Origin of the sequence: Pseudomonas kribbensis (assembly GCF_003352185.1) — a bacterium.
Taxonomy (GTDB): domain Bacteria; phylum Pseudomonadota; class Gammaproteobacteria; order Pseudomonadales; family Pseudomonadaceae; genus Aquipseudomonas; species Aquipseudomonas kribbensis.
Genome location: NZ_CP029608.1, coordinates 4311406 through 4323616, shown reverse-complemented (window position 1 = coordinate 4323616; position 12211 = coordinate 4311406). Strand labels below are relative to the sequence as shown.

The 12211-nt window shown below is 59.7% G+C and carries 14 protein-coding genes; 6 read left to right on the top strand and 8 right to left on the bottom strand.

The features are described 5' to 3' along the window. Positions 1-2 precede the first annotated feature (2 nt). Genes ssuD through DLD99_RS29150 form a run of 3 tightly spaced genes read right to left on the bottom strand, consistent with a single transcriptional unit; the run spans position 3 to position 2054 of the window. Positions 3-1148: an FMNH2-dependent alkanesulfonate monooxygenase gene (gene ssuD / locus DLD99_RS19655; protein WP_114884457.1), complete on the bottom strand. Its 1146-nt coding sequence runs from the start codon at positions 1146-1148 to the stop codon at positions 3-5. Positions 1149-1158: 10 nt separating this feature from the next. Beyond that, on the bottom strand, positions 1159-1722 hold the full coding sequence (msuE, locus tag DLD99_RS19650; RefSeq protein ID WP_114886752.1) for an FMN reductase: 564 nt from the start codon (positions 1720-1722) through the stop codon (positions 1159-1161). 14 nt (positions 1723-1736) lie between these two features. Beyond that, positions 1737-2054: a hypothetical protein gene (locus DLD99_RS29150; RefSeq protein ID WP_162803502.1), complete on the bottom strand. Its 318-nt coding sequence runs from the start codon at positions 2052-2054 to the stop codon at positions 1737-1739. Between the two features lie 57 nt (positions 2055-2111). On the opposite strand from DLD99_RS29150, the gene DLD99_RS19645 reads away from it, so the two are divergent. From DLD99_RS19645 to DLD99_RS19630, 4 genes are all read left to right on the top strand, one after another. After that, positions 2112-2381 (top strand): hypothetical protein, encoded by a 270-nt coding sequence (locus tag DLD99_RS19645; protein WP_114884455.1) that lies wholly within the window; start codon positions 2112-2114, stop codon positions 2379-2381. 101 nt (positions 2382-2482) lie between these two features. Beyond that, a complete protein-coding gene (locus DLD99_RS19640) occupies positions 2483-3097 on the top strand; it encodes a LysE family translocator (RefSeq protein ID WP_085710685.1) in 615 nt (204 codons plus the stop codon). Between the two features lie 206 nt (positions 3098-3303). Further along, on the top strand, positions 3304-4470 hold the full coding sequence (locus tag DLD99_RS19635; RefSeq protein WP_114884453.1) for an aminotransferase class V-fold PLP-dependent enzyme: 1167 nt from the start codon (positions 3304-3306) through the stop codon (positions 4468-4470). 57 nt (positions 4471-4527) lie between these two features. After that, on the top strand, positions 4528-6336 hold the full coding sequence (locus DLD99_RS19630; protein WP_114884451.1) for an aminopeptidase P family protein: 1809 nt from the start codon (positions 4528-4530) through the stop codon (positions 6334-6336). On the opposite strand, the gene DLD99_RS19625 is transcribed toward DLD99_RS19630, so the two are convergent. Further along, positions 6329-7237: a LysR family transcriptional regulator gene (locus tag DLD99_RS19625; protein WP_114884450.1), complete on the bottom strand. Its 909-nt coding sequence runs from the start codon at positions 7235-7237 to the stop codon at positions 6329-6331. The genes DLD99_RS19630 and DLD99_RS19625 overlap by 8 nt on opposite strands. A 112-nt stretch (positions 7238-7349) precedes the next feature. Between DLD99_RS19625 and DLD99_RS19620 the strand changes: the two genes are divergently transcribed. After that, positions 7350-8348 carry a zinc-dependent alcohol dehydrogenase family protein gene (locus tag DLD99_RS19620; RefSeq protein WP_114884448.1) on the top strand — a complete coding sequence of 333 codons (999 nt, stop codon included), beginning with the start codon at positions 7350-7352 and terminating at the stop codon, positions 8346-8348. Here DLD99_RS19620 and DLD99_RS19615 read toward each other — a convergent pair. Together DLD99_RS19615 and DLD99_RS19610 are read right to left on the bottom strand one after the other, a co-directional pair. Next, positions 8345-8935 (bottom strand): 2-hydroxychromene-2-carboxylate isomerase, encoded by a 591-nt coding sequence (locus DLD99_RS19615; protein ID WP_114884446.1) that lies wholly within the window; start codon positions 8933-8935, stop codon positions 8345-8347. The genes DLD99_RS19620 and DLD99_RS19615 overlap by 4 nt on opposite strands. Before the next feature lie 33 nt (positions 8936-8968). Then, positions 8969-9697 carry an SDR family oxidoreductase gene (locus DLD99_RS19610; RefSeq protein ID WP_114884444.1) on the bottom strand — a complete coding sequence of 243 codons (729 nt, stop codon included), beginning with the start codon at positions 9695-9697 and terminating at the stop codon, positions 8969-8971. Between the two features lie 92 nt (positions 9698-9789). Here DLD99_RS19610 and DLD99_RS19605 point away from each other — a divergent pair, with 92 nt between their 5' ends. Then, on the top strand, positions 9790-10359 hold the full coding sequence (locus tag DLD99_RS19605) for a TetR/AcrR family transcriptional regulator (RefSeq protein ID WP_114884442.1): 570 nt from the start codon (positions 9790-9792) through the stop codon (positions 10357-10359). 10 nt (positions 10360-10369) lie between these two features. Here the strand turns inward: DLD99_RS19605 and DLD99_RS19600 are convergent, their stop codons facing one another. Together DLD99_RS19600 and rhtA are read right to left on the bottom strand one after the other, a co-directional pair. Continuing rightward, a complete protein-coding gene (locus DLD99_RS19600) occupies positions 10370-10651 on the bottom strand; it encodes a hypothetical protein (protein WP_085711012.1) in 282 nt (93 codons plus the stop codon). A gap of 168 nt (positions 10652-10819) precedes the next feature. Continuing rightward, a complete protein-coding gene (rhtA, locus tag DLD99_RS19595) occupies positions 10820-11707 on the bottom strand; it encodes a threonine/homoserine exporter RhtA (protein ID WP_102620395.1) in 888 nt (295 codons plus the stop codon). Positions 11708-12211 lie beyond the last annotated feature (504 nt).

Genomic DNA, 12211 nt, shown 5'->3' with positions numbered 1-12211 from the left:
CCTCAGGCGTTGGCTTTGGCGGGCAGAACATCGTTGGCGATCATTTCGCCGAACGGCCCGGTGAGGTTGGTGACGCCGCGTCCGGCCAGGCTTGCATATGGCTCGGGCAGCAGCGGGAAGACCAGTTCGGCAAAACGGTAGGCCTCTTCCAGATGCGGGTAGCCGGAGAAGATGAAGCTCTCGATGCCCAGGTCCGCGTATTCCTTGATCCGCGCCGCCACTTGCTGCGGATCGCCGACCAATGCAGTGCCGGCCCCGCCGCGTACCAGGCCGACGCCGGCCCACAGGTTTGGAGCGATTTCCAGGTTGTCGCGGCGCCCGTCGTGCAGGGCGGCCATGCGTCGCTGGCCTTCGGAGTCGAAGCGCGAGAAGGATTTCTGCGCAGCCTCGATGGTTTCGTCGCTGATGTGTTCGATCAGTTTGTCCGCCGCTTTCCAGGCTTCTTCGGCGGTCTCGCGCACGATCACGTGCAGGCGAATGCCGAACTTCACCTTGCGCCCGTGACGTGCGGCGCGTTCACGTACGTCGGCGAGTTTCTCGGCGACGGCGGCCGGTGGCTCGCCCCAGGTCAGGTACACGTCGACCTGCTCGGCTGCCAGGTCGTGGGCCGCGTCGGAGGAGCCGCCGAAATACAGTGGCGGATAGGGTTTCTGCACCGGTGGATACAGGGCTTTGGCGTTTTGTACCTTCAGGTGTTTGCCTTCGAAATCCACCGCCTCGCCTTGCAACACCCGGCGCCAGATCTTGAGGAATTCGTCGGTGACTTCGTAGCGTTCGCTGTGGCTGAGGAAACTGCCGTCGCCACGGTTTTCGTCTGGATCACCGCCGGTCACGACGTTGATCAGCAAGCGGCCGTTGGACAGTCGATCCAGAGTGGCGGCCATACGCGCCGAGACCGTCGGTGAAATGATCCCCGGACGGATCGCCACCAGATAACGCAGGTGTTCGGTCAGCGGCACCAGCGCCGAGGCGATCACCCACGAGTCTTCGCAGGAGCGCCCGGTGGGAATCAGCACGCCGTGGTAACCGAGGCTGTCGGCGGCTTGCGCCACTTGTTTCAGGTAATTGAGGGTGACCGGGCGCGCGCCTTGGGTGGTGCCCAGATAGTGCCCGTCGCCGTGGGTCGGCAGGAACCAGAAAACATCCATGAACAGCTCCTTAAGCGATTTTCAGCAACGGTTTGAGGTGAGCACCGAACAGCGGCGCGGCGCGTTCGGCGGCCAGACGGATGCGCGCTTTCAGCGGCTCGCTGGTGATCTGGTAGTCGGCGAAATCGGCTTCGGTGGCGTACACGCCGATCGGCAGGGTTACGGCCTGGAAGAAACTGAACAGCGGGCGCAGCTGGTGATCGAGGACCAGCGCATGGCGTTCGCTGCCACCGGTGGCGGCGAGCAGCACAGTGGTGTCGATCAGCGCATTCAGGTCGATCAGGTCGAACAGGTGCTTGAGCAGTCCAGGGTACGAGCCGCGATACACCGGCGCCGCGACGATCAACAGGTCCGCCTGTTCGATGGCTTGCAGCTCGGCCTCGATCTCCGCTGGCAACTCCTGACGGGACAACGCGGCGCCTAGCGGGCGGGCGATGTCGCCGAGTTCGATCAGATGACTCTCGACGGGCAGGTGCCCGGACAATTCGGTCAGCAGGGCCTGGGTCAGCACCAGGGTTCGCGATGGACGCCAGGTTCCGCCGGACAGGGCGACGACTTTCAGTGGACGCGACATGGTCAGTTCCTTTTTCAACAGTTGCTCGGCGAGCAGTGAGTAGTCACTGGAGCAGAGCAAGCGCTGTACCAATTCCTGTAAGGCCCGTATTCCGGGGCTTTGAGCGTTTTCGGCGGCTGTGCTCGTGTGACTTTCAGGCCGGTTTGTTGAACCGCTGTTGCCTGGGAAACAGTTGCTGGAGCAACAGTGCCGAACGCGATGGAGGATTTATAAAGGCTGACTGTTATTCCGTAAAAGACTGTTAATTGATATTGATAGGTCTTTTGAGAATATAAAGGGCAAACCTTGCCCGAATCCTGATAGCCACTATTGAGAGCGTTGATTTCTGCCACGACGAGCCCGGGCGTAGCCTTTCTCCATCGACCCACACTGCTCGCCAGGACGCTCCCATGAATCGTTTACTGACTGTTTCCCTGATGTTCGCTGTCTCCGTTCTCGCCGGTTGCGCGAGCCACGTTTCCCCGGAATTGCGCCCTTACACCGCGGAAGAAACTCGCGAACTGGCCCTCGAAAGCCTGAACCGTCGCGGCTTGTCCTTCGAGGAATACCAGGTGAAAAAAGCCGAATTGCTCGGCCAGCCACAGAAGCCTTTCGGGTTTGATAACAAAGGTGAAATGAGCGCGGATCGGACCGTACAGCTGCACGGTCGTCCTAGCTGATCCGAAACTGTACTGCTCGAAGTTTTACCCAACTGTCCGTGGGTTTGCGCGGCGCCGTGGGATAGGGTCAACACCTGAATGACCCTGACGGACTGCCTGCCATGACCCTCTCGCTCGACCTGCTGCTGGGCTTTGCCCTGTTTGCCCTTGTCACCTCGATCACACCGGGGCCGAACAACACCATGTTGCTGGCATCGGGGGTGAATTTCGGCTTTAACCGCACCATCCCCCATATGCTCGGCATTACCTGCGGCTTCTTCGTGCTGGTGGTGGCGGTGGGTTTTGGTCTGGGCGCGGTGTTCCAGACTTATCCACTTCTTTACACGGTCCTGCGTTATGTGGGCGCGGCGTACTTGCTGTACCTGGCGTGGAAAATCGCCCATTCCGGCCCGGTCGGCGAAAGTGAGTCGGGCGAGGCAAAACCGATCAGTTATCTCGGCGCGGCGGCTTTTCAGTGGGTCAATCCCAAGGCGTGGATCATGGCCATTGGCGCCATCAGCACGTACACGCCGATGCAGGGTTATTTCACCAACGTGATCGTGATTGCGGCGGTGTTCGCCATCATCAACCTGCCGAGCGTCGGTGTCTGGGCGGCGTGCGGGACCTTGTTGCGCAACGTGCTCAAGGATCGTCGCTGGTTGCGGGTGTTCAACTGGGGCATGGCGGCGCTGCTGGTGATTTCGCTGTATCCGTTACTCCTTGAAAGCTTTAGCTGACGCAGTGCTACAACCGCCGGCCCGATGCCTGTTAAAGTCGCGTTCAGGAGCGTTCCTACGCACTTTTAAATGAAGTTGTTCTTCTTTAACGGCATCCGATCAGGTATTGATGACGCTCTCGAACCCGGACGCAGCTCACAAGGCTGCGTCGTGCCGTTTGTAGACACGAGCTTCCTGATCCCGGAACACGCTCTGCGAGTCTTTTTATGAACACACGTCCGCTGTATTTCGATTACGCCGCCACCACTCCGGTGGACGAGCGGGTCATCCAGGTGATGATCGAGTGTCTGGGTTTCAACGGTAACTTCGGCAACCCGGCTTCCAGTTCCCACGCCTTCGGCCAGCAGGCACGGCAAACGGTCGAGAACGCTCGCCGGCAAGTCGCCGAACTGGTCGGCGCCCAGGCGCAGCAGATCGTCTGGACCTCCGGCGCCACCGAATCCAACAACCTCGCCCTCAAAGGTGTCGCCCAGGCACGTGGCGTGTCCGGTGGCCATATCATCACCAGTCAGATCGAACACAAGGCCATCCTCGACACCGCCCGGCAATTGCAGGACGCCGGTGTCGCCGTGACCTATCTGGTGCCGGATGCCGAGGGCCTGATCACTCCGCAAGCGGTCAGCGAAGCGATGCGCGATGACACCTTTCTGGTGTCGCTGATGCTGGTCAACAACGAACTCGGCACCGTCAACGACATCCCGGCCATCGGCGAAGTGGTGCGCGGGCGCGGGGCGTTGTTCCATGTCGATGCGGCCCAGGGCGCCGGCAAGGTCGCGATCGATCTGGCGCAATGGCCGGTGGACCTGATGTCGTTCTCGGCCCACAAACTCTATGGCCCCAAAGGCATCGGCGCGCTGTATGTCGGCCCGCGTGCGCAACAGCGTTTGCAGGCGCAGATTCACGGTGGCGGCCACGAGGGCGGATTGCGTTCCGGCACGCTGGCGACGCATCAGATCGCCGCGATGGGCTCGGCATTTGCCTTGGCTGCCGAAGCTTTCGATGACGAGAAGAAAATTATCGTCGCGCTGCGCGAGCGACTGCTCGAACAACTGTTGAGCCTGCCCGGCGTGCGCCTCAACGGCAGCATTACTCAACGAATTCCGCACACCTTGAGCCTGACCTTCAGCGAAGGCGAGTTCAACCCGGCGGCGCTGAGCCATTCGATCGCGTTCTCTGCGACCTCGGCCTGCAACTCCGCCAGCAACACACCGTCCCACGTTTTGCTGGCATTGGGGCACGATGCACATCTGGCCGGGCGCACCATTCGCCTGAGCCTCGGTCGTTTCACCACCGCCGAGGACATCGACAAGGCTGTAGATCTGATCAAGACCGCCTGCGCCAGTGCTCCGGCATTCTGGGCGACAGGGCTTTAACGAGCCGGCTTCGAACGGCACCGAACAATAACGATGAAGTGATTGGCAGGAGACACGATGAGTACCCAGACTTTGACCGAAGGAACGGTTCCCCAGCGCCTGGCGCACACCCGCGAACTGATGCGTCGCGAAGGCATTCACGCACTGCTGGTGCCGTCCGCCGACCCGCACCTGTCGGAGTACCTGCCGGGGTACTGGCAGGGGCGGCAATGGTTGTCGGGTTTTCATGGCTCGGTGGGCACGTTGATTGTCACCACCGATTTCGCCGGGGTCTGGGCCGACAGTCGTTACTGGGAACAGGCGACCAAGGAACTCAAGGGCAGCGGCATCGAACTGGTCAAGCTGCAACCGGGTCAGCCGAGCCCGCTGGACTGGCTCGCCGAGCAGACACCGGAAGGTGGCGTGGTTGCGGTCGATGGCGCGGTGATGGCCGTGGCGTCGGCGCGGACCCTGGGCAGCAAGCTTGAAGCGCGGGGCGCCAGCCTGCGTACCGACCTCGACCTGTTGAACGAAGTCTGGAGCGACCGTCCGGGTCTGCCGAACGCACCGATCTATCAACACTTGCCGCCGCAGGCGACCGTCAGCCGTGGCGAGAAACTCGCCCAGTTGCGTGAAACCCTGCAGGAACGCGGCGCCGATTGGCACTTCATCGCCACCCTCGACGACATCGCCTGGTTGTTCAACCTGCGCGGCGGCGATGTGTCGTTCAATCCGGTATTCGTTTCCTTCGCCCTGATCGGTCAGCAACAGGCCACGCTGTTTGTGGCGTTGAGCAAGGTCGACGCTGATCTGCGCGCCGTGCTGGAAAAGGACGGCGTGACCTTGCGCGATTACAGCGAAGTTGCTGATGCCTTGGCTGCGATCCCGAACGGCGCGAGCCTGCTGGTGGATCCGGCGCGGGTGACCAGCGGCCTGCTGGGCAACCTCGACAGCGGTGTGAAACTGGTCGAAGGCCTGAATCCGACCACATTGGCCAAATCACAAAAAAGCCCGGCGGATGCCGAGCACATTCGTCAGGCGATGGAGCAGGACGGCGCGGCGCTGTGCGAGTTCTTCACCTGGCTGGAATCGGCCTGGGGCCGCGAGCGCATTACCGAGCTGACCATTGACGAGAAACTCACGGCGGCCCGTGAGCGTCGTCCGGATTATGTATCGCTGAGTTTCAACACCATTGCCGCCTACAACGCCAACGGCGCGATGCCGCATTACCACGCCACCCCGGAAGAGCACGCGGTGATCGAGGGTGACGGCTTGCTGCTGATCGATTCCGGCGGCCAATACCTGGGCGGTACCACCGATATCACACGCATGGTGGCGGTCGGCACGCCGAGCGCAGAACAGAAACGTGACTGCACCCGCGTGTTGAAGGGTGTGATCGCATTGTCCCGCGCGCACTTCCCGAAAGGCATTCTGTCGCCGCTGCTGGATGCGATTGCCCGTGCACCGATCTGGGCCGAGAACGTGGATTACGGCCATGGTACCGGTCACGGCGTAGGTTATTTCCTCAATGTGCACGAAGGTCCGCAGGTGATTGCCTATCAGGCTGCGCCGGCACCGCAAACCGCCATGCAACCGGGGATGATCACCTCCATCGAACCGGGTACTTACCGTCCGGGCCGCTGGGGTGTGCGGATCGAGAACCTGGCAATGAACGTCGTTGCCGGAAGCAGCGAGTTCGGCGAGTTCCTCAAGTTCGAAACCCTGACCCTGTGCCCGATCGACACCCGTTGCCTTGAACCGTCCTTGCTCACGCAGGAAGAGAAGCAGTGGTTCAACGCCTATCACGCCGAAGTGCGCGAGCGTTTGAGCCCGTTGCTCAGCGGTGAGGCACTGGTGTGGTTGAATACTCGCACTGCCGCTATTTGATGGGTTGAAGCTCGGGCGCTGCTGCCAGCGCCCGGGTCATGTACTCGACAAACGCGTTGACCCTGGCGGACTGACGACGGTTCGCCGGGGACACGGCGTGTATCGGCAATGATCGAGTCTGGTAGTCCTGAAACAGGGCGATCACTCGACCGGCCTTCAAGTCCTCGCTGAACAGCCAGACCGGTGACAGCGAAATCCCTAATCCTCCCAATACCATCTCGCGGATCGCCTCGGAGTTGTTGCTCTGGGCGTTGCCTTTGATGCGCACCTCGTGGCGCTGGCCGTCCTTTTCGTAAGTCCACAGGTTTTGCGATTCGAGCAGGTTGAATTGCAGGCAGTTGTGCTGCGCCAGATCCTGCGGCGATTGCGGATGTTCGTGGCGTTGCAGATAAGCCGGAGCCGCAACGGTGGCGCGGTGGGTGGTGCCGATTCGTCGGGCGATCATGCCACTGTCGTTCAATTCTCCGATGCGCAGGCTGACATCCAGGCCTTCGCTGACCAGATCCAGGTTCTGGTCGTTCAGGTGCAGGTCTATCTGAACCTGTGGGTATAGCTTGAGAAAATCGGGGAGTCTTGGAGCGATCTGCAGGCGGCCGAAGCTGACTGACGAGCCGATGCGTAACGCCCCGGCGACTGTTTCCCGGCCAGACTGGAAACTGTGTTCGGCAGCATCCACTGCTGCAAGAATATTCCGGCATTCGTTGTAGTACCGCTGACCTTCATCGGTCAGCGACAGCTTGCGCGTACTGCGGGCAATCAGCTTGCCGCCCAGTTGGGTTTCCAGGGCGCGCAGAACCTTGCTGATGGTGGGTTGGGTGGTTTGCAGCTCTCGGGCCACGGCGGAAAAACTGCCGCGTTCGACCACCCGGACGAAGATTGCCATTGCGTTGAGCTTGTCCACGGAGCGCCTCATTCATGCCGGTTTGGCATGATCACTATAGTCATTCGGCGTCTTATCGGCATGAGTTGGTTGGGAGAACATGGCTTCACTTTCTCCCACAGGAATGACCGAAATGACTGACTCACTGCACATGAATGCCCTGATAGTGGACACCGCCAATGGGCCGCTACGCTTGGTTTCCCTTGAACGCCCCGTGGCGGGTGCCGGACAGGTATTGGTGCGGATCAAGGCCAGTGGTGTGAATCCGCTGGATCTGAAAATTCGTGCCGGGCAGGCCGCCCATGCTCGACAGCCGTTGCCGGCGGTGTTGGGGCTGGATCTGGCGGGTGTGATTGAAGTGGTGGGTGAGGGCGTGCAGGGCTGGGCGCCGGGCGATGAGGTTTATGCCTTGGCGACCGGCATTGGCGGCGTGCAGGGTTCGCTGGCGGAATTTGCGGTGGTTGATGCGCGGCTTCTTGCGCGTAAGCCGGTCAATCTGAGCATGCGTGAGGCCGCAGGGTTACCGCTGGTGCTGATTACGGCGTGGGAAGGCTTGGTGGATCGGGCACGGGTGAGTGCCGGGAAAAAAGTATTGATTCACGGTGGGGCGGGTGGCGTCGGGCATGTGGCGGTGCAAATTGCCCGCTCGTTTGGTGCCGAGGTTTTTGCGACAGGGTCCGCAGGGCAACGCGAGATCATTGAAGGTTATGGTGCGACGTTCATTGATTACCGTGAGATGTCGGTTGACGACTATGTCCGCGAGTACACGGCCGGGGAGGGGTTTGACATCGTTTACGACACGGTGGGCGGCGATACGCTGGATGCGTCTTTCAAGGCTGCGCGAAGCTACCACGGGCATGTCCTGAGTTGCCTGGGCTGGGGGCAGCATAGTCTGGCGCCGCTGTCATTCCGGGGGGCGACCTACTCTGGCGTGTTTACCTTGTTGCCGCTGCTGACTGGAAAGGGTGGCGAGCATCATGGCGAGATCCTGCGCCAGGCTGCCTTGTTGATTGAAGCCGGAGAGGTGAAGCCGCTGCTTGATGCGCGTCGTTTTACGCTTGAATCAGCCGGCGAGGCCCATGAGCTGCTTTCGTCAAAAGCAGCCCGGGGACGTCTGGTGGTAGAGATCTAGCGCAGGGCTTCTTCAACGAAGTCGAGCCGATCCTGACCGAAGAACAACTGGTTGCCGATGAACATGCTCGGCGCGCCGAAGACGCCACGCTTCACGGCCGTCTCGGTGTTGTCCTTGAGGGCCGCCTTGACCGCTTCATCGTTGGTCAGTGCCAGTACCTGCTCAGGATTGAAGCCATGTTCGGTCAGCACCGCTGCAACCGTTGCCGGTTCATCGAGGCTGCGACCCTCAACCCACAACGCTTTGAACAGGCAGTCGATGAACGCGTGGAAGCGCTCCGGGTGGCGCAATTGAATGCCGGTCACCGCCCGCATCAGCATCAGGGTATTGATCGGAAAGTGCGGGTTGAATTTCAGGGGGACGCCGTAGCGCTTGGCGTAGCGATCCAGATCCTGAAACATATAGCGGCCCTTGGCCGGGATCATCGCCGGTGACGCATTGCCGGTGGCTTTGAACACGCCGCCCAGCAACATCGGGATATAGATCAACTGGCTGCCGGTCTTGGCGCAGATTCCTGGCAGCTGGGTGTACGCCAGATACGTGGCGGGGCTGCCGAGGTCGAAGTAGAACTCCACGGTTTTGCTCATGATCGCTGCACTCATTGTTGTTATTGGGAGGGGTTACCAGCGTTCGTTCCAGGGGCGCAGATCCAGCTCGAAGGTCCAGGCATCCCTTGGCTGGCTGTGCAGGTACCAATAGTTCTCGGCGATGTGCTCGGGATTGAGAATACCGTCCTGATCCTTGGTGGCGTATTTGTCGGGGAAATTGCTGCGGATGAAGTCGGTGTCGATGGCGCCGTCGACCACGATGTGGGCGACGTGAATGTTCATAGGGCCGAGTTCCCGGGCCATGCTTTGCGCCAGTGCGCGGATACCATGTTTGGCGCCGGCGAATGCGGCAAAACCGGAAGCGCCACGCAGCCCGGCGGTAGCACCGGTGAACAGAATGGTGCCGCGCTTGCGCGTGACCATGCGCTTGGCGACTTCGCGGGCATTGAGGAATCCGGAGAAACAGGCCATTTCCCAGATCTTGAAATATTTGCGTGCCGTTTCTTCGAGAATGCTGCAAGGCACATTGGCGCCGATGTTGAAAACGAATGCTTCAATCGGCCCGAGACGGGTTTCGATATCTTCGATCAGCGCAATCACGTCTTCTTCCTTGCGCGCGTCGCAGGCAAAACCGTGGGCTTCGCCGCCTTCTGCCTGGATGGCTTCCACCAATGGCTGCAATTTGTCGGCACTGCGACGTGTGACGCAAGCGATGAAACCTTCTTTGGCGAACCGCTTGGCGATGGCGCCGCCCGTGGCATCACCAGCACCGACAACCAATACGACCTTCTTGTTATTCATGGGTGGATCCCTTTAGTAAACGATCGTTAAGTGAACGAACGTTATGCTAGGATTTGCCCAGCGTCAAGGCAGTCCATTACGAGGGCAAATACATGCGGTACTCCGCCGGTCACAAGCTTGAAACCAAGGAAAAACTGCTGCAAAGCAGTTCGCTGTCTGCGAAAAAAACCGGGTTTTCAACCATGGGCGTCGACGGACTGATGAAGGCGATCGGCCTCAGTGGCGCGGCTTTCTACAGCCATTTCTCATCCAAGGACGCTTTGTTCGCGGCTATCGTCGAGCGCGAGTTGTGCCAGAGCCTTGAGCGGCTGGGGGGGCGGGGTGAGCAGGATCGCGAAAGGTTGGAGCGGTGCCTCAAGCTGTATTTGAGCATGGTTCATGTCGAGCAACCTGAGCTGGGTTGCGCCTTACCGGCACTGGGCGCCGAGATTGCGCGCTCGGATGTTGTTGTACGGGAACAGGCGGAGCTGTGGATTTGTCGGCTTCAGGAAAGTTGGGCGCAGATTCTGGAGAGCGACAGCTTGGCCTGGGCGATTCTGTCGCAATGTGTCGGGGCATTGGTGGTGGCGCGGATGTTGGCATCCCCGCAGATTCAGCAGCGGGTGCTCGAATCCAGTCACGAAGAGATTGGCCGCCAGCTCGCCGTTCAACGAGCACAATAGCGGCGGTGGCTTATTTGCAGATAACGATCATGCTTCGGCTGGTATAGCCGGCGGGGTTGAGGCCGAAGGGATAATCACCCGGCTCCTCCACCGCATCCCCGGATTTGGCGATGACTTTGTAACCCTTTGGCGCGCAGGAGTTGGCGGCACTGGTGTAGCACTTGTCCCAGGAAGAGGAAAGCCCTGAACAGTTGATGTGCAGCCCTTTTTTGCCGTGCTTTACCTGAGCCTTGGAGGTCGCCGCGCATCCCGAAATGGCGAGTATGGCGATCAGTATCAAAATTCGTTTCATTACCGTCCTTATGGCGGCCTCGAGTCTGGCGCTCGGGTCTGCCTGCATTCGCTCTCGCTTGACGCGTTCCGATGTCCCTATCCGAAAAAATCCATATCTGGCGCTGAGTTGCGAGGCTAAACATGGCCTAAATGAGCGGCAAATGCCAGACCTTCGTTACAACCGCTTTCAATCCGCCGCAATCACGGGCTTGGCGTGGCTGCCCATGGTCATCGTTGCACCGACCGAAGCCAGAATAATGCAGAGGATGGCCATCCATTGTGACAAGGAGAGATATTCCTGCAGGAACAGCAGCCCCGATAGCGCACCAAATGCAGGTTCGATACTCATCAGCGTACCGAAAGTACGAGCGGGCATACGGGTGAGGGCGACCATTTCCAGGGTGTAGGGCAGGGCGGTGGAAAGTATTGCGACACCAATGGCTATCGGGATCAATGACGGCGTCAGCAATGCGGCGCCGGCGTGGACGATGCCGATGGGGGCGACGAACAGTGCTGCGATCATCACGCCCAGTGCCGCCGTCGTCACGCCGTTGTCAGCGCCGGCCTTCTGACCGAAGAGAATGTAAAGTGCCCAGCAAACACCAGCGCCCAGCGCATAGGCCACACCGGTAAGGTCGAGACCCGCTGTCGCTGCACCTGTTGGTATCAATAGCAGCAATCCGACGGCGGCAAGGGCAATCCAGAGGAAGTCGATTGCACGACGGGACGCGTAGATGGCGACGGCCAGCGGCCCGGTGAACTCGAGCGCAACCGCAATGCCGAGCGGCACGGTGCGCAAAGACATATAGAAGAGGAAGTTCATGCCGCCCAGCGCCATCCCGTACACGATCACGGTACGTAGCGATTTGGCCGTCAGCTTTGCCCTCCAGGGTCTCAGCAATAGCAGCATGATCACGCTGGCGAACATCAGGCGTAGCGTCGTTGTGCCTTGGGCGCCCACGATGGGGAACATGCTTTTGGCCAGAGACGCGCCTGACTGGATCGATGCCATGGCGATCAATATCAGGCCAACCGGAAACAGGATGGATACAAGACTGCGGGGTTGGTCGTTCATTGCGCGGCATCGTCCGATAGTAAAGGCAGTAGAAGGCACTCACTGAGTGATGGGCAATATACTGCGCATTCGCTGATGTTGCGTCTATATATAAGCGGGCTTTTTGAGTCGGTTGATAGAAAAACCAAATTAAGGGTTGACGGCAGATTCTGAGTCTCTATAATTCGCCCCACTTCCGGCGCAGTCGAAACGGAAAACTCCTTGAGATTCAATGAGTTATGCAGATTTCGATAGTGAGTTGCTTCAGATCATCGAAGCCTGGAAGGAGTTGGAAATGCCGGTTTGTCTGGTGCTTTCAACGGTTCGGTCTTCTCGATCGAAAGCGGAGAAAAAGAGGTGTTGACAGCAGCGTGTAACGCTGTAGAATTCGCCTCCCGCTAACGAGAGATCGGAAGCGCAAGTGGTTGAAGTTGTTGAAGAAATCTTCGAAAACTTCTGGAAATAATCACTTGACAGCAAATGAGGCTGCTGTAGAATGCGCGCCTCGGTTGAGACGAAAGATCT